20 protein-coding genes are annotated in these 16712 nt (G+C 66.7%); 6 read left to right on the top strand and 14 right to left on the bottom strand.

Annotation, left to right across the window (positions count from 1 at the left end; translation table 11 throughout):
• Positions 1–89: 89 nt before the first annotated feature.
• Both AB0M15_RS33370 and AB0M15_RS33365 read left to right on the top strand, forming a co-directional pair.
• Positions 90–827 carry a TetR/AcrR family transcriptional regulator gene (locus AB0M15_RS33370; RefSeq protein ID WP_363827279.1) on the top strand — a complete coding sequence of 246 codons (738 nt, stop codon included), beginning with the start codon at positions 90–92 and terminating at the stop codon, positions 825–827.
• A complete protein-coding gene (locus AB0M15_RS33365; RefSeq protein ID WP_363827276.1) occupies positions 796–1329 on the top strand; it encodes a helix-turn-helix domain-containing protein in 534 nt (177 codons plus the stop codon). Before AB0M15_RS33370 ends, AB0M15_RS33365 begins: the two co-directional genes overlap by 32 nt.
• 4 nt (positions 1330–1333) lie before the next feature.
• Here AB0M15_RS33365 and AB0M15_RS33360 read toward each other — a convergent pair whose 3' ends face one another.
• The 10 genes from AB0M15_RS33360 to AB0M15_RS33315 all read right to left on the bottom strand — a co-directional run bounded on the left by AB0M15_RS33360 (position 1334) and on the right by AB0M15_RS33315 (position 9014).
• Positions 1334–1963 (bottom strand): nucleoside/nucleotide kinase family protein, encoded by a 630-nt coding sequence (locus AB0M15_RS33360; protein ID WP_363827273.1) that lies wholly within the window; start codon positions 1961–1963, stop codon positions 1334–1336.
• Positions 1954–2730 carry an urease accessory protein UreD gene (locus AB0M15_RS33355; protein ID WP_363827271.1) on the bottom strand — a complete coding sequence of 259 codons (777 nt, stop codon included), beginning with the start codon at positions 2728–2730 and terminating at the stop codon, positions 1954–1956. Before AB0M15_RS33355 ends, AB0M15_RS33360 begins: the two co-directional genes overlap by 10 nt.
• On the bottom strand, positions 2714–3430 hold the full coding sequence (ureG, locus tag AB0M15_RS33350) for an urease accessory protein UreG (RefSeq protein ID WP_363827268.1): 717 nt from the start codon (positions 3428–3430) through the stop codon (positions 2714–2716). The genes AB0M15_RS33355 and ureG overlap by 17 nt, the downstream gene beginning before the upstream one ends.
• Positions 3423–4073, bottom strand: a complete 651-nt coding sequence (locus AB0M15_RS33345) for an urease accessory UreF family protein (RefSeq protein ID WP_363828233.1) — start codon at positions 4071–4073, stop codon at positions 3423–3425. Before AB0M15_RS33345 ends, ureG begins: the two co-directional genes overlap by 8 nt.
• Positions 4070–4279: a hypothetical protein gene (locus tag AB0M15_RS33340; RefSeq protein ID WP_363827265.1), complete on the bottom strand. Its 210-nt coding sequence runs from the start codon at positions 4277–4279 to the stop codon at positions 4070–4072. The genes AB0M15_RS33345 and AB0M15_RS33340 overlap by 4 nt, the downstream gene beginning before the upstream one ends.
• Positions 4280–4441: 162 nt before the next feature.
• Positions 4442–6145 (bottom strand): urease subunit alpha, encoded by a 1704-nt coding sequence (locus AB0M15_RS33335; protein ID WP_363827262.1) that lies wholly within the window; start codon positions 6143–6145, stop codon positions 4442–4444.
• On the bottom strand, positions 6138–6416 hold the full coding sequence (ureB, locus tag AB0M15_RS33330) for an urease subunit beta (protein ID WP_363828230.1): 279 nt from the start codon (positions 6414–6416) through the stop codon (positions 6138–6140). The genes AB0M15_RS33335 and ureB overlap by 8 nt, the downstream gene beginning before the upstream one ends.
• 145 nt (positions 6417–6561) lie before the next feature.
• The gene (locus AB0M15_RS33325; RefSeq protein WP_363827259.1) at positions 6562–6864 is read right to left on the bottom strand and encodes an urease subunit gamma; all 303 of its coding nucleotides are present in this window, start codon (positions 6862–6864) and stop codon (positions 6562–6564) included.
• Positions 6861–8513: a hypothetical protein gene (locus tag AB0M15_RS33320; protein ID WP_363827256.1), complete on the bottom strand. Its 1653-nt coding sequence runs from the start codon at positions 8511–8513 to the stop codon at positions 6861–6863. The genes AB0M15_RS33325 and AB0M15_RS33320 overlap by 4 nt, the downstream gene beginning before the upstream one ends.
• 99 nt (positions 8514–8612) lie before the next feature.
• Positions 8613–9014: a MarR family transcriptional regulator gene (locus AB0M15_RS33315; protein WP_363827253.1), complete on the bottom strand. Its 402-nt coding sequence runs from the start codon at positions 9012–9014 to the stop codon at positions 8613–8615.
• Between the two features lie 100 nt (positions 9015–9114).
• Here AB0M15_RS33315 and AB0M15_RS33310 point away from each other — a divergent pair, with 100 nt between their 5' ends.
• Together AB0M15_RS33310 and AB0M15_RS33305 are read left to right on the top strand one after the other, a co-directional pair.
• On the top strand, positions 9115–10176 hold the full coding sequence (locus AB0M15_RS33310; protein WP_363827251.1) for a substrate-binding domain-containing protein: 1062 nt from the start codon (positions 9115–9117) through the stop codon (positions 10174–10176).
• Positions 10177–10216: 40 nt separating this feature from the next.
• Entirely contained in the window at positions 10217–10591 is a 375-nt protein-coding gene (locus AB0M15_RS33305) for a hypothetical protein (RefSeq protein ID WP_363827248.1), read from the top strand.
• Here the strand turns inward: AB0M15_RS33305 and AB0M15_RS33300 are convergent.
• Complete coding sequence (locus tag AB0M15_RS33300) at positions 10588–11883, bottom strand: hypothetical protein (RefSeq protein WP_363827245.1); 1296 nt, start codon at positions 11881–11883, stop codon at positions 10588–10590. The two genes, AB0M15_RS33305 and AB0M15_RS33300, sit on opposite strands and share 4 nt — an antisense overlap.
• A 94-nt stretch (positions 11884–11977) precedes the next feature.
• Entirely contained in the window at positions 11978–13351 is a 1374-nt protein-coding gene (locus AB0M15_RS33295) for an FAD-dependent monooxygenase (RefSeq protein WP_363827242.1), read from the bottom strand.
• A 92-nt stretch (positions 13352–13443) separates the two neighbouring features.
• On the opposite strand from AB0M15_RS33295, the gene AB0M15_RS33290 reads away from it, so the two are divergent.
• Entirely contained in the window at positions 13444–14064 is a 621-nt protein-coding gene (locus tag AB0M15_RS33290; protein WP_363827240.1) for a TetR/AcrR family transcriptional regulator, read from the top strand.
• A 74-nt stretch (positions 14065–14138) separates the two neighbouring features.
• On the opposite strand, the gene ligD is transcribed toward AB0M15_RS33290, so the two are convergent.
• Positions 14139–15119: a non-homologous end-joining DNA ligase gene (gene ligD, locus AB0M15_RS33285; RefSeq protein WP_363827238.1), complete on the bottom strand. Its 981-nt coding sequence runs from the start codon at positions 15117–15119 to the stop codon at positions 14139–14141.
• A gap of 85 nt (positions 15120–15204) precedes the next feature.
• On the opposite strand from ligD, the gene AB0M15_RS33280 reads away from it, so the two are divergent.
• Positions 15205–15570 (top strand): hypothetical protein, encoded by a 366-nt coding sequence (locus AB0M15_RS33280; RefSeq protein WP_363827231.1) that lies wholly within the window; start codon positions 15205–15207, stop codon positions 15568–15570.
• On the opposite strand, the gene AB0M15_RS33275 is transcribed toward AB0M15_RS33280, so the two are convergent.
• A complete protein-coding gene (locus tag AB0M15_RS33275; RefSeq protein WP_363827228.1) occupies positions 15567–16712 on the bottom strand; it encodes a branched-chain amino acid aminotransferase in 1146 nt (381 codons plus the stop codon). The genes AB0M15_RS33280 and AB0M15_RS33275 overlap by 4 nt on opposite strands.

Here is a 16712-nt window from a genome sequence, read left to right as displayed (position 1 = left end):
CCCTTACTGCGTACTTGCTACGCTAATTAGCGTAGATGCTACGCAGTACGGATGTCCAGGGTGAAGGTTCCTAGACTGAGGCGGTGGAGATGAGCGAGCAGCCCAAGCTGCCGGCCGACGTCGCGCTGATGTGGGGGCTGCGAGACGTCACCAAGCGCGGGCCGAAACCGTCGTTGTCGGTCGGGGACATCACCCGGGCGGCGATCGAGCTCGCTGATGCCGAGGGGCTGGCTGCCGTGTCGATGGCGCGGGTCGCCGAGCGGCTCGGGAACTCGACGATGGCGCTCTACCGGCATGTGAAGAGCAAGGACGAGCTTCTTGTGCTGATGTCGGATGCGGCGTTGGAGCGGCCTGAGCCGTTGCCTGCCGGCTCTGACTGGCGGGCCGGGCTGACGTTCTGGGCGAAGGGGGTGCTGACGGCCGTACGCCGGCATCGCTGGTACTCGAAGCTGCCGATCTCGGGGCCGCCTGCGGGGCCGAACAACCTTGCGTGGTTCGACTCGGCTCTCGGTGCGCTGAAGGACACCGGGCTGAGCGAGGAGAGCAAGGTCGGGATCGTGATGGGGCTGATGACGTACGTGCAGGGCGAGATCCGGCTGAGCATGGACCTCGCGACCGGCTTCGACGAGAACCCGGACGCCTTCACCCGGTACGGCGCAACGCTGGCGCGCGTCGTCGATCCGCGGGAGCTGCCTGCCTTGGCCAAGGTGCTGGCCGCGGGCGTCTTCGACCAGGTCGATGCCTTTGAGGTGACCGAAGAGGCCGACTTCGACTTCGGGCTCCAGCTCTACCTGAATGGCGTGGCCGGCTTCATTGACCGCGCCTGACTTCCGCGATGGCGGGATCAAGCTGACGCTGGCCTCGGTGGCGCTGGAGGCGGGGGTCAGCAAGGGCGGATTGCTGTATCACTTTGCGTCGAAACAGGCGCTGGTCGATCGCTTGGTGGGTGAGTTCGACGCCGCGATCATCGGCGCCGGTGACACCCCAGGCGCCGCGACCCTGGCCTACCTCGACAACACCGTCGGAGACGGTCCCGCGGCGGGAGATACGGGCGGGGCCGCTCGCCGCCCTCACCACAATGCTCCGCCGAACCCAAGCGCTGCCCGCCTGACCTCACGGGTTCCTCAGTTCTGCAGTGTGCGCTCGGTGTGGCTGGGAGTTGTGTCCCGCTCGACAGGAGGTAGTCGGTGGTGGCGCGGGTGTCGGTTGCCGGCTGAGCGTGGGGAGGGCGCAGATCGGCGACTACCTCCTGTCGAGCGGCACACACCCTGGACCGGCGCTACGGGCGGCGCCGGCGATTGCTGTCAGTTGAGTCGGGCCGGCTCGTGAGATTTCAGGTCAGGGTGATGATCGCGTCGGCGTGGGGCTTTGTCGCGGCGATGAGTTTGGCGTTGGTCTCGTCGGAGCCGTAGGTGCGGTCGTGGGCTTCCTGGGGTGAGCGGCCGAATCTCTGGTGGCGCGCTTCCAGCCTGTCGTGTCTGAGGTCGTCGTCCAGGTCGATGTACCAGCACTCGTCGAGGAGTTGGCGGCCTGTTGCCCAGGGTTGCTGGTCGAAGAGCAGGTAGTTGCCTTCGGTCACGATCAGCGTCGTCTCCGGCGGTACTTCGATGGTGGCCGCGATCGAGTCTTCGATGGAGCGGTCGAATCTCGGCGCCCAGATCGTCTCGGTCGGTGAGTCTTTGAGGCGCTTGAGCAGGGCGACGAAGCCGTAGCCGTCGAAGGTCTGCGGGGCACCTTTGACGGCTGCGAGCCCACGGTCGTCGAGGGCCGACTGGGCGAGGTGGTAGCCGTCCATCGGAACGAGCGCCACCTTGTGGCCGTGGGCAACCAAGTCTGCGGTCAGCTGCTCGGCGTACGTCGACTTGCCGGCCGCGGGTGCTCCGGTGATACCGAGGATCGCCCGTTGTCCTTGGGTGGCTAGCGCGACGGCTCTTGCGAACGCGCTCTCTCGATTCAGCTGCACTCGGAGATCTTGTCAGCTTGCTTCAACGCTGCCCAGCTTTGCGCAAGATCACTTTGGTGCTGGTCCTGTACCAACCGTCGGGCCATCGAACCGACACCCTCCAATTGCAGGGTGTCGGGCTCGTCCGGGAGACGGCGGCCGAGCGTGGTGACCGAGTCGAGGCAGCGCGCGTCCCCGAGGATTGCCCAGCCGCGTCTTGAAGTCGGTGAGAGGTCCAGATCCTCGGCAAGGAGCAACTCGCCGTCGAGGTGGGCTCGTTGCGATGAATGCAGGGTGCCGCCGATCTCACCATGGCGACCGAAGACGAGTGACTCGCGGATTGCCAGCTCGCAGCCGGACTCCAGCTCGACCGTCATCGACCTGGCGACGTCGGCACCCTCCGACACGACGAACGGCTCACCGTGCCATGCGAGGCTGGCGCCGTCGCTGAGCTGGATGGTGACGTCCCAGCGCGCGGAGCCACCACGCATCGCATAGGCGACGGTGCCTGCCGTCTCGATGATCTCCACCCGCACCGGTCCGCTGACCACGACTTGGATCTCCACGTGGTCGCCGGCCAGCAGCAGAGCCGAGGCGGCGACCAGCGCGACCCGGACAACTCCCTCTGGCGCCCGCAGCCGCCGCGGCGACAACAACCCGGTGGTGAGCAGACACCGATCACGAATAGGATCCGCAACGACCTCAATCCGGGCGATCGGCCGCAAGCCGGGCACCTCCGCCATCCCGGGGTCGGCCGGGTGGTGGTGCTGGCTAGTGGGAGTGGGCATGGGTGTGGGAGATGAGTTGGCCGGTTTCGTCGATGTGGGAGTGGGGGGCCATGGGACCTGGGTCGACGGGGGTGTGGGTGCCGGTCCGGACTAGTTGGGTCATCTCGAGGACCCAGTCCTTCAAGCGGCTTACTGAGTCGGCGTCGGTGCGGGACAACGCCAGTACCGGCTTGCCTTGGCGTGCTGCTTCGGCGTCGGCGACCATTTGGGGGACGTCGACTCCGACGTACGGGGCCAGGTCGGTTTTGTTGACGATCAGGAGGTCGGCGCGGGCGATACCGGGACCGCCTTTGCGGGCGACGTCGCCACCGCCGGCGACGTCCAGTACGAAGATCTGCGCGTCGACCAGTGCGGGGGAGAAGGTTGCGGTGAGGTTGTCGCCGCCTGACTCGACCAATACGACGTCGAGTGGGGCGAAGTCGCGTTCCAGGTCCTCGACGGCGATCAGGTTCGGGGTGACGTCGTCGCGGATCGCCGTGTGCGGGCAGGCGCCGGTCTCGACGGCGCGGATGCGTTCGGGATCGAGTACGCCGGCCGCGCGCAGCAGCCGGGCGTCCTCGTCGGTGTAGATGTCGTTGGTGATGACGCCGAGCTGCAGCTCCGAGGCGAGCTCGCGGCAGACCATCGCGATCAGCGAACTCTTGCCGGTACCGACCGGCCCGGCGACGCCGAGACGGAACGAACGATTCGTACTAGGCATGGAACAACCTCATTCTCTCGACAGCATGAGCTTGCGCGAACACGTCGACCAACGGAGCCCCGTACGCCGGAATCCCGGCTGGTGTGGTCGTCTGGCTGACCGCGGTGACGAGTTCCTCGATCGCGGGATGGAGCTTGAGCAACCAACTCGCCGCATCGGCCGGATCCACCGGCAACAACTTGAGCGAAGCAGCCACGACCGTCTGCGCGTCGTCGTACCCGATCAACCGCGCGGTCTGCTCCGCTGAAAGGTTTGTCACGGCGGCGACGACACCGACCACGACCGGCCGCGCGATCTCCGCATCAGCCTTCAAATACTCAGTAGTCCTCGGCCAAACCCGCGCCGCCAACCGCAGATAGGCACGCCCCTGCCGCCGAGACGCCGCCCGCAACGCCTGACTAGGAGTCCGAGCCGCCCAAGCAGCCTCCGCCTGCTCGACCAGTTCCCCCTCAAGCGCCAACCGCCGCGCCACCACCGCAGTAGCAGCCTCGACCCTCACCACCGTGCGCAACCGATCCGCCGCATACCCAGCAACATCTCCAAGCCGCGCCCCATCCGCCCCCAACCCCGCCCGAACAGCCGCCTCCAACCCACCCGACTGCGTATGCCCACCCGTCGGCAACCGCGCATCCGCCAACATCATCGCCACCAACTCCGGCGCCCCTCCGCCAACTCGTCCCACCGCGGCGGCCTCCCCATCGGCCGTACCCGCTCCAGCTCCGGCCGTACCGGCTTCGGCTCCGGCCGTACCGGCTTCGGCTCCGGCCGTACCGGCTTCGGCTCCGGCCGTACCTGCTTCGGCTCCGGCCGTACCTGCTTCGGCTCCGGCCGTACCTGCTTCGCCCGCACCGGGCGTACCCGAAGCAGGGCTCTGTGCCCGTGATGGTGACGGCGTCTGGTGGGTGTGAACACCTTCCGGAGACCTTGAACAAGTTATTTCGTGTTCACGGTCGCCAGAGGGTGTTCGAGGTCGCCGCAGATCACCGCGGGACGCTTCGTCGGAGGTGTTCATCAGAAGAGGTTGTAGAGCTGGGCTAGGGGGAGTTCGGTGGCGGGGGAGGGTTCGATCAGGTCGCCGTCGACTTTGATGGCGAAGGTCTCTGGGTCGATGTCGATGGTGGGTAGGGCGTTGTTGTTTTTCATCTGGGCCTTGCCGACCTCGCGGGTGGGGCGGACGCCTTCGAGTCGGCGTCTGAGTTGCAGGCGGTCGGCCAGGCCGTCGTCCAGGGCGGCGGGGGAGACGAAGGTGATGGAGAGGTCGGCGCCGATCGCGTCGCCGAATGCGGGGCGCATGAGGACTGGTTGGGGAGTTGGGATGGAGGCGTTCGGGTCGCCGAGGGCGGCCCAGGCGATTGCGCCGCCTTTGATTACGAGCTTCGGTCGCACTCCGAAGTACGCGGGATCCCAGAGGGCGAGGTCGGCCAGCTTGCCGACCTCGACCGACCCGACCAGGTGATCGATGCCGTGGGCAACGGCCGGGTTGATCGTGTACTTCGCGACGTACCGGCGGGCGCGTTCGTTGTCGGCGGGGAGGCTGGTGCCGAGGGTGCCGCGGCGCGCCTTCATGACGTGGGCGACTTGCCACGTTCGGGTGATGACCTCGCCGATTCGGCCCATTGCCTGCGCGTCCGACGAGGTCACCGACAGGGCGCCGAGGTCGTGGAGGATGTCCTCGGCGGCGATCGTGGTCGCGCGGATCCGCGACTCGGCGAACGCCAGATCCTCCGGTACGTCCGGGCTGAGGTGATGGCAGACCATCAGCATGTCGAGATGCTCGGCGACCGTGTTGACCGTGTGCGGCAAAGTCGGGTTGGTCGAGCCGGGGATGACGTGCGGATGACTCGCGATCGACAGAATGTCCGGCGCGTGCCCACCGCCGGCGCCCTCGACATGGAACGCGTGGATCGACCGGCCGTCGATCGCCTTCAGCGTCGATTCAACGAACCCAGCCTCGTTCAAGCTGTCCGCATGCAGCGCGACCTGCAGCCCCCAAGCGTCGGCCGCCTTCAACGCCGCATCGATCGCCGCGGGCGTCGAACCCCAATCCTCATGCACCTTGTAGCCGGCCGCTCCTGCAAGCGCCTGCTCCGCCAGCCCTTCAGCGCTGACCGTGTTTCCCTTGCCCAGCAGGAGAATGTTGAGCGGCAACGCATCAAGCGCCCGATGCATCTGCGCCAGATGCCAGGCCCCCGGCGTCACCGTCGTAGCCTTCGACCCCTCACTCGGCCCCGTCCCACCACCCACGATCGTGGTGATCCCCGTCGCCGACGCCTCGTGCAACTGCGAAGGCGACAGCAAATGCACATGCGAGTCGATAGCCCCCGCCGTCAAAATCCGCCCCTCGCCCGCGATCACATCCGTCGACGGCCCGATCCGCAACTCCGGATGCACCCCATCCGCGATATCCGGATTACCCGCCTTGCCCAGCGCAACAATCAGCCCATCCCGAATTCCCACATCAGCCCGAACCACACCCCACCAGTCGAGCACCAGCACGTTGGTGATGACGGTGTCGGGCGCCCCTTCCCTGCGGGTCGTCGTCCCCTGAGCCATCGACTCCCGAATCGACTTCCCACCCCCGAAGATCGCCTCCTCGCCCCCGACGGTCCGATCCTCTTCCACCTCGATCCACAGATCCGTATCCCCCAACCGAACCTGATCCCCAACCGTCGGCCCATACAACGCCGCGTACGCAGCCCGCGAAATCTCAACCATCGGTCTTCACCTGGATCCCTGGTACCAACCGCCGGCCGGCCAGCGCGACGGCGACGACCTCGCGGGAGGCGCCGGGTTCGAAGCGTTGCGACGTACCGGAGGGGATGTCGAGGCGGAAGCCGTGGGCTGCCTCGCGGTCGAAGGCGAGGGCGGTGTTGGCGTCCGGGAGGTGGAGGTGGGAGCCGATCTGGACCGGGCGGTCGCCGGTGTTGACGATCACCAGCGTCAACTTCTCGCGGCCGACGTTGAGTTCGATCGTTCCGGGCTGCACTCGCACCGCGCCGGGCCCCGCTGATCCTGCTCCGGCTGTCACTGCGCTGCTCCGGGCGTTGGGCCGGCTGGGGGCGGCGTTGCTTGGTTGCCCGCCCCCTGTCCTTCATTGCTAAGTCTAATCTGGTTGCTCATCAGATCCCCGATCAGATTATGGGGCTGTGGATAGTGACCAGTTTTCGGCCGTCGGGGAAGGTTGCTTCGACCTGGACGTCCGTCAGGAGTTCGGCGACGCCCTCCATCACCTGGTCTCGGGTGAGGACGGTGCGGCCGCGTTCCATCAGGTCGGCGACGAGGGCGCCTTCGCGGGCGCGTTCGATCACCCAGGTGCTGAGGAGGGCTACCGATTCGGGGTGGTTGAGCCGGACTCCCCGGGCCAGGCGGTCGCGGGCGACCATCCCGGCCACGGAGAGCAGCAGCTTCTCGATCTCGGACGGGGTGAAGTTCACGCCTGGGCCGCCAGTACGTGGTCGGCGACCTTGTCCGTGCTCAGACAGAGCGAACAGACGTACGCATCGTGGGTCTCGCAGGCGGTCATGTCCGGGCGCTCATAATCCTGTCGGCATACATGACAGGACAGTACTGCGCCCGACGGGTTGCCGTGCTCGTCGAACATCGGCAGGTCGATGCCGTCGTCGGAACGACGCAGGTAGTACTTCCCGCGAGTCGCGATCGCCAGCACCGGCGGCAGGACGAGGGCAAGCACGATCGCGACCAACGGCGAGTACGGCTTGATCCCGTCGCCGAGACCGCCGAAGAACACCAGGATCGAGACGCCCGCCGCGACCGCCATCGACACGAAGCCGACCGGGTTGATCGCGTAGAGCATGCCGCGACGGAACTCGGGCACCTTCGGCGACAGCTTCAGCAGGTACTTGTTGAAGACGATGTCAGAGGCAACGACCACGATCCACGCCATCCCGCAGTTGGCGTAGAAGCCGAGAATGGTGTTCAGGAAGTCGAACATGTTGGCTTCCATCAGAACCAGCGCGATCACCAGGTTGAAGCCGAGGAAGACGAGTCGCCCGGGGTAGTGCTTCGTCAGCCGGGTGTACGAGTTGGTCCACGCGAGCGACCCGGAGTACGCGTTCGTCACGTTGATCTTCACCTGACTGATCACCACCAGTACTACGGCCAGCGTCATCGCCAGCCACCCCGGCAGGAACCCACGGTAGATCTCCAGGAACTGATGCACTGGCTCGTTGGCGACCGAAGCCCCGTCAGTCACGGAGGCGATGATGTAGACCGCCAGGAACAGCCCGATCACCTGCTTGATCGCACCGAAGATCACCCACCCCGGCCCGGCCAGCAGCATATGCGTCCACCAGCGTCGCGAGTTCTCCGGCGTCTTCGGCGGCATGAACCGCAGGTAGTCGATCTGCTCGGCGATCTGTGCGATCAGCGAGAGACAGACGCCGGCTGCGAGCAGCATCGAGCCGACGTCCGTCGCGCCCTTGCCGTCCTCGCCCTGGTAGTCGAAGAACGAGCCCACCGATTCCGGGTGCGAGACGACCAGGTAGACGAACGGCAGCACCATCAGCAGCAACCACAGCGGCGTCGTCCACACCTGCAGCGTGGACAGTACTTTCATCCCGTAGATCACCAGCGGGAAGATCACCAGCGTCGACACGGCGTACCCGAGGGCGAGTGGGACATGGAGCCCCAACTTCAACCCCTGCGCCATGATCGAGCCTTCGAGTGCGAAGAAGATGAAGGTGAAGGACGCGAAGATCACGTTCGTCACCACCGACCCGTAGTACCCGAAGCCGCTGCCGCGGGTGATCAGGTCGAGGTCGATGTTGTAGCGCGCGGCGTAGTACGCGAGCGGCAGGCCCGTCGCGAAGATGACGACGGCGAAGATCCCGATGCCCCACAGGGCGTTCGTGGTGCCGTACGAGATGCCGATGTTCGCGCCGATCGCGAAGTCGGCCAGGTAGGCGATGCCGCCGAGTGCGGAGACGGCGACGACGCCGGTCGACCACTTGCGGTACGACCGCGGCGCGAACCGCAGTGTGTAGTCCTCGAGCGTCTCGCGGGTGGCGGCGGTGGGCTCCGACGGGGGAGCGGTGCGGTGGTCGATGGAGGGTTCAACGGTCATGGCGAACTCCTGCGGCACCTTCGGGCGGGGACGGTGCAGGGCGCCCGGCGACGCTGCCGGACTGATGCACCCGAATGGAAGGAACCTAGGAACGCCGCGTTACACCGGTGTTTCGGACTCACTAAGGTCTTGTATTTCCATCTGGAAGAGTTCCGTGAGGGGGATCGTGGACTCGATCCGGAGCTCCTCGGCCCGCAGCCGCTCGGCGACCGTGGTGCCGACCGGGGAGAGCGCGGTGACGACGCGTCGGCGGTCGTCGGCGTGGATCCGGCGTACGACCAAGCCGCGCTCGACCAGCTTGTCGACGTGCCGGGTGAGGCTCGCGTTCGGAAGTACCGCCTGGATCGCGAGCGTGGACATCGGCTGACCCGGCTCGTCGGCCAGTGCCGACATCACCCGCCACTGCTCCAGGGACAGGTCGAAGTCGGCCAGGATCGGCCGCAACTGGTGCTCGATCCGGCGTTCGGCCTGCTTGAGCAGCAGGAGCAGACTGGCGGTCATCGTCCCTCCCCGTGTCTCACGTTCTGGTGAATATAGCTCAGAGCTCGGAGTACCGAGCAGGACTGAGCCACACTGTCCGAAAGGCTGAAGGAGGTCCGGCGTGCGCGAGCAGCTGTCGATCGCCTTCGTCGTGCCGTTGCAAGGACCGACCGGCATCTATGGTCCGTCCTGCCTGGCCTGCGCCCAGCTCGCGGTCGAGCAACTCAACGCCGGCCGAGGGATCGCCGGCCGCCAGGTCGAGCTGGTCCAGGTCGACGCCGGCCGCGCGCCGTCCGCAGTCGCCGAGGAGGTCGGAAGGCTGGTGGACAGTGGTCGTGTCGACGCGGTGGCGGGCTGGCACATCTCCGCCGTACGGGTCGCCCTCACCCGGCGGATCGGCGGCAAGGTGGTCTACGCGTTCGCCGCGATGCATGAGGGCGGCGACGATACGCCGGGCGTGTTCATGCTGGGCGAGCGGCCGGTCAATCAGTTGCTTCCGGCAACACATTGGATCGGTGCGCAGCACGGCGTACGGCGCTGGGCGGTGGTCGGGAACGACTACATCTACCCGCGGGTGACCGCCACGACCACGACGAAAGCCTTACAGGGTTCGGCCTCCTCGATCGTGCAGTCGGACTTCGTTCCGCTCGGCACCTCCGACTTCAGCAGCGTGATCCAAGGACTGGAGCAGGCCGACGTCGAAGGCGTGATCATGCTCCTGATGGGGCAGGACGCGGTCCACTTCAACCGCCAGTTCGCCAAGGCCGGCTTGAGCGAACGCTTGCTCCGCCTCAGCCCGGCCATCGAGGAGAACACCCTGCTGGCCGCCGGACCCACCGCAAACAAAGGCTTGTATGCCGCCGCCGCGTACTTCGACGGGCTAGCCACCACCGAGAGCGGCGAGTTCGCCCGCGACTACTACGCCCGGTTCGGTACCTGGGCGCCGGCCCTCAACGCGGTCGGCGAATCCTGCTACGAGGCCGTCCGCTTCCTTGCCCGGCTGGGCGAAATGGCCGGTTCGATCAGCATCGACGCGGTGTCCGCGCTGCCGACCGGCCACTTCTACGACAGTCCGCGCGGGTTGCTGCGGCTGGACGGAAACCTCGTGGACCAAGACGTCTACCTGGCTTCGGCGAACGGCCTCGAGTTCACCGTCGAAGACCAGATCGCCAGGACCGGCTGAACCATCCACAACCGGTGAGATCTCGGCTACTCTCGGTCGGATGTTGCAAGAACTCGCCAACTTGCTCATCCCCGCACCGGAGTTCTCGATCCGTCCGAACACGGTGCACGGAGACGAGATCGTCCTGCGCGGACAGCCGTTCACAGAGGATGACGGGGAGTGGCTCGACCGCACCGTCGTCGAGGGGTTGCTGCGCGATCCCGACGTCCAGCCGGTCCTGATCGGCCGGTTCGAGGATCGGGGCGTAGGCGCCCACCGTTTCGACGGCCGGAGCCGGGTGTGGCGGCCGTTTGTGCTGGCCAACTACATCCGTGACGACGGATCTCCACCGGCTGGATCGGACGAGTGCCTGGTCGCGTACCGGTGGACCTCGCCGACCGGCAAAGCCTTGCTGGTGTTCGAGTTCGACTGCTAGCGGTTCTGGAGGTCTTTGAAGATCTGGGCCTCGGTGCGGCCGAGCTGCGCGGTGAAGATCAGGTCGCGCTGGTTCTGGCTGAACCCCTGCCGGGCCAGCTCCTTATAGACCTTGGCGAGCTTGGTCGTGCCGTACTTGCCGGCGATGTAGTCGACGACGTACCAGCCGATCGGGTAGGAGCTCTTCACCGTCGCGTAGAACTGCTGGTCGGTCGGCAGTGCCTTGATCTTGTCGAAGTACTTCGAGCGCACCATGCCGCGGTAGCGATCCAGGTCGAGGTCGCGCTCGCCCTGCATCGGCAGTTGCTCGATGTACTCGGCCGTGCCCTCGACCAGCCAGACCGGCGCGTCGACCCCGTACTGCGCGGTCGCGACATGGGTGAACTCGTGCGCCAGTACCCGCGCATCCAGTTCGTCGCGGTAGCGCGGGTTGACCACCACATAGGCGCCACCGAACGTGCCTTCGCTCTGGACCTCGCCGGGCAGCGTCCGGTACACGTTCGTCGCGGTCGCCAGGAAGTCCTCGGCGTCCTTCGGCTTGGTGTAGTCGGCGATCCGGACCTTGCGGTCGTCCAGGGCGATGACCAGCCCGCCGCCGCGCCAATTGGCCGACCAGAGCTTGTTGACCGCGCGCACGGCGGATTCGGCATCGGTCAGGATCGATTCGGCCAGCTTCGCCTTGCCTCGTTCGACAACCACCAGGGCGCGGGCTCCCCGGCGTACCAGCACGGGACCGACGTCCCAGGCCTCTTTGTGAGCCCCGAACGGCAGGGAGCTGTCCATGTACTTGTCGTCGATCAGCAGGTACCGGCCGCCGCGCTGGACGAACATGTACCCCAGCGGCGCCTTCACCAGCCCGTCGTCGATGCCGCCGATCTGGTACGACATCACCACGCTGACCAGGTAGGTCGTCGGCCCGTACTTGTCGATCAGCGCCTGGTCGAACTGCGGCCGATCCTGCAGATAGTTGAGCTTCACGAACCCGAACTGCACCAGATTCCCGAACAACACCTTCTGGCTTGCGACCAACTTTGTGTTCTTCGGATCGACATCAGCCAGGAACTGCGCCTCGTTCTTGTTGAGCACGGCCGCCGCCCGCCGCTTCAGAATCGCATCCACAGCAGCACTCTGAGCAGTCACATCAACCTGTACTGCGGTAGGCCGCGGCGCACTGACCACCGCCACCGGCGCAGCATCCCCGTTCCCCCGCGAGTGCAGCGCCACCCCACCCGCAGCGCTGCCACCTGCCAGAACCACCGCCCCAACAGCCGCCAGCCACCCACGCCGACCCATGATTTCCCCTCCCCAGGCCCCCCGGCCACGCTAAAAGCAAGCGCTTATCTGTATCACGAAGCCCGCGCCGGAGCACCATGCCTGAGGTCAAGCTTCAGCCTAGGTAGCCGTCCGGGCGGATCAGGAACTCGTCGCCGTCCTGGGCGTGGTAGATCGCGAACGCCTCGGGGGAAGTGTGGGCGCCGGGCTGCGGGGTGCGGGTGATGGTGACTGTGTGGGGGTGGGTGGTCGGCGTGGTGGGGGTGAAGCGTAGGAGGGTTTCGTGGGGGCCTTGGAAGAGGGTGAAGAGGCGGGTTTGGTTGCCGTCGGCATCGGTGAGGGGGGAGTCGGGGGCACGGTCGCCGGTGGTGAGGGGGGCGGTGTCGGTTGGTGAGCGGTAGCTGACGTCTAGTTGGCGGACGTTCTCGCCGCGGTCCATCGCGGTCTCGTCGCCGTCGAGGTGCTTTTGCATCAGGTCTTCGCTGATGCCGAGCACGCGCAGGGCGTTGGTGCGACGCTCGGTCTCGTACGTCGCCAGGACCTCCTCGCGGCCGTCGGCGAGTTTCCAGCCGAGGTTGTACGCGTCCTGTACGCCGGTGTTCAGCCCCTGACCGCCCGTCGGTGGGTGGACGTGGGCCGCGTCCCCGGCGATGAACACTCGGCCGACCCGGAAGCGCTCGGCCAGCCGGATGTTGGGCCGCCAGACGGTCGACCAGGTGAGGTCGCGGAGCTTGGCGACGCCCTCGCCGGCGTACCGATCGACCAAGCCCTGCAGGCCTTCCAGAGTCGTGTCGGCGTCGGGGGAAGCGAGCGGAGCGCCGAACTGGAACTGGTCGCCACCGGACAGCGGCGTCAGGGCGATGCCTTCCATCGGATTGTCCGGGCCGGCGAACCAGTACCCGTAGTCGTGGTCCAGCCCGTCGGCCGAGACGTCGCCGAGCAGCATCCGGATCGAGTCGTCGGTGGTGCCCTCGAAGGCGATCCCGAGTTGCTTGCGGACGACGCTTTTGCCGCCGTCGGCGCCGATCAGGTAGTCCGCCTCGACCGTCTCGCCGCTGGAGAGCTCGGCGACCACGCGGTCGTCGTACTGGGTGAAGGTCACCAGGGCGGTGCTGAGCTCGACGCTGACCCCGAAATCGGCGAGGCGGTTGCGGAGGATCGCCTCGGTGCGGGACTGGCCGAGCATCCAGGCGTTCGGGTACGGGCGGTCGGGGGTGGGGTCGATCGGGTCGGCCATCCGGCGTTCGCCGACGGGATGGCCGCCGATGGTGATCTTCATGACCGGCATCGGGATGCCTTGGGCGAGCACCTGGTCCAGTACGCCGAGGTCTTCGAAGACCTCGAGCGTCCGCGGCTGGAGCCCGTCGCCGCGGGAGCCCTGGAAGAACTCGTCGGCCTTGTCGATCACCCGGACGGCGATGTCGCGGCGGGCGAGCTCGATGGCGAGGGTCAGTCCGGTCGGTCCGGCACCGGCGATCAGAACGGTCATGATGCTTCCTCGTTTCACTGAATTGTGATTCACTGAATATTGATTCAGCATGCACTTGACTAGGGTTCGCTGTCAAGGAGGAGGTGTCGCGGGTGACGAGCACACGCAAGGAGCAGGCGGCCGGGACCGAGGCGGCGCTGAAGCAGGCGGCCCGGGAGGTGTTCGCCGAGCGCGGCTACCTGAACACCAAGATCACCGACATCACCGCGGCGGCCGGGCGCGCGACGGGTTCCTTCTACAACCACTTCGCCGGCAAGGAGGAGCTGCTCGAGGCGCTGCTCGTCGACATGCTGGCGACGGCCGACCTCGCAGTACTGGGCGATCTCGCGCACGACGAGGACTTCAGCAAGATCTCGTCGGTCCGCTGGCACGTGGCCGCGTTCTGGAACTTCTACAAGGCGCATCTGCCGGAGATGATCGCCATCAAGCAGGCGGCGATGGTCGATCCGGAGCTGGGTCAGCGCCTGCAGCGGATCATGGCGGACGACGACACGCACATGATCAGGCACCTCTCGTACCTGCCGGAGCCGCAGCCGGATCCGCTACTCCAGATCTCCGCGATGAACTCGTTGCTGGAAGGCTTCGCCTATACCTGGCTGGTAGCCAACCCACCCTCCGGCCGCACGATCCCCGACGAGGAAGCCATCGACCTCCTCACCAACCTCCTCCACCACGGCCTCGCCGGTCACCAACCGGCGACCTTGAACACCTAATGGCGACCTCGGACAAGTAATTTCATGTCCAAGGTCGCCATTAGTTGTTCAAGGTGCTCAGGAGTTGCCGGTGCCTACTCGTCTGGGGGAGGCGGCTCTTCGGCGCCTTCGGCCTCGTCGCGAGCTGCCCACTCCAGCAGGGTGTCGAGGGAGTAGGCGGAGTCGTCGATGGTGGCATGCAGGTCGCCGAGCTCGGCGAAGCGGGCGGGGACGGTGGCGATGGTGAAGGCCTTCGGGTCGACGTCGTCGATCTCGTCCCAGTGGATCGGGGTGGAGACGGTGCCTTCGGGGTTGCCGCGGACGGAGTACGCGCTGGCGATCGTGTGGTCGCGGGCGTTCTGGTTGTAGTCGACGAACAGCTTCTTCGGGTCGCGGTCCTTGCGCCACCAGGTCGTCGTGACGTCGTCGGGGGCGCGGCGCTCGACCTCGCGGGCGAAGGCGAGCGCGGCCCGGCGTACGTCGGAGAAGCCGTGCTCGGGCTTGATCCGCACGTAGATGTGGATGCCGGAGCCGCCCGAGGTCTTGGGGTAGCCGGTCGCGCCCAGATCATCGAGTACTTCGTGCGCGACGTGCGCCACCCGGCGTACCCGGTCGAACGGGCAGTCCGGCATCGGGTCGAGGTCGATCCGCCACTCGTCGGGCTTCTCGGTGTCGGCGCGACGCGAGTTCCACGGGTGGAACTCGACCGTCGACATCTGCACCGCCCAGGCGACGTGGGCGATCTCGGTGACGCAGAGCTCGTCGGCGGTCCGGTTGTACCGCGGGAAGGTGACCTGGACTGTCTCCATCCACGGCGGGGCACCGTGCGGCAGCCGCTTCTGATGCACCTTCTCGCCGGCCACACCCGACGGGAACCGGTGCATCATGCACGGCCGCTCCCGCAGCGCGCGCACGATCCCGTCGCCGACGGACAGGTAGTACTTCACCAGGTCGAGCTTGGTCTCCCCGCGGGCCGGGAAGTAGACCCGGTCCGGATTGGAGATCCGCACCGTCCGCTCACCGACCTCCAACTCGATCGCCGGGGTCTTCGCTTTCGCCGACTTCGACTCCGCCATACCGTCAACCTAACTGCCGGAACGGACATCAAGCATCATCATCGTCAGAAGTATTCGTTCCCGATCCATCCAGGAGACCACCGCCATGGCTCAACTCGTCGTCGAGATCCACATCCCGCTGGTCGAGACCCGCGTCCGGTTAGTCGACGACCCGGGCTCCGAAGTCGCCCCCGAGCCCGGCCTGGAGGTCGAGTTCGGCTGGGTCGCCGTGGTCGAGGACTACCTCGCCAAGCGAGAGCAATCCGGCGAGTTCGAGCTCTACGCCGACGGCGAGGAGCTAGGTGGCGACTACCTCTTCTTCCTGACTGGCGCCGACGAGCAAACCCTGCTGGCGATCGCCGCAGACGTGGCCCGGCTCCCGGGCATCCCACCTGGCGCCTACGCCATCGTCACCACCGACGAATCCGACGAAACCGGCGTAGGCCGCCACGAACCTCTCCCGCAGGTCTAGGCCAGGCGGGTCAGCCAGTTGTGGGGGTCGGGGGAGCGACCGTGCTGGAGGTCGAGGAGGGACTTGCGGAGGGTGGCGGTGACCGGGCCTACGCCGTGGTCGACGGAGTGATCGCCGATCGTCACCTCACCGCCGTCCCAGGCCAGGCGGCCGATGGGCGTGATGACTGCGGCAGTACCGGAGGCGAAGACCTCGGTGATCTCGCCGCTGCGTACGCCGTCACGCCAGTCGTCGGCCGAGATGCGCCGCTCCTCGACCTTGTGCCCCAGATCGGCCGCCATCTGCAGTACTGAGTCCCGGGTGACGCCCTCGAGGATCGACCCCGACAGCTCCGGCGTGGCGATGCGCCCATCGGAGTACACGAAGAAGAGGTTCATGCTGCCGCTCTCCTCGATCCAGCGGCGCTCCACTGCATCGAGGTAGGCAACCTGGTCACACCCATTGGCCACCGCCTCGGCCAGAGCCGCCAGGCTGGCCGCATAGTTGCCCCCGCACTTGGCAGCGCCCGTCCCGCCCGGGGTAGCCCGGATCGAGGTGCTGGACAGCCAGATGGAGACCGGCTTGGGTCCGGTATCGAAGTACGCGCCGGCAGGTGAGGCGATGACGCCGAACAGCACCTCCCGCGCAGGCCGCACGCTCAGTGCAGCCTCTGTAGCGATCATGTAGGGCCGCAAGTACAGGCTGGTCTCACCAGTACCAGCCGGCGGCACCCACACCTCGTCCACAGTCACCAGTGCGCGCAGTGCAGCAATGAACGCCTCCTCCGGTACCTCCGGCAGCGCAAGCCGCTGCGCGCTCCGCTTGAACCGGGCCGCGTTGACCTCCGGCCGGAACGCCCACACCGACCCATCCTCATGCCGGTACGCCTTCAGTCCCTCGAAGATCTCCTGCGCATAGTGCAGCACCGCAGCAGCCGGGCTGACCTTCAGCGGCGCATACGCCGTCACCTTCGCGTCATGCCACCCAAGCTCACTAGTCCAGGCTGCAAGCACCATGTGGTCAGTGAAGGCCTGCCCGAACCCAGGCTTGGCCAACACCCCAGCACGGACCTCCGCCGTCGCCGGGTCAGCCCGCAGCTCAACCGGAAAATCCCACACATCTGCCAACGCCGCCGCCCGATTTTCAGCCGTCATCCTCCGCAC

Source organism: Kribbella sp. NPDC051718 (assembly GCF_040681515.1).
Classification (GTDB): domain Bacteria; phylum Actinomycetota; class Actinomycetes; order Propionibacteriales; family Kribbellaceae; genus Kribbella.
This window is presented reverse-complemented; position numbering and strand designations above follow the sequence as displayed.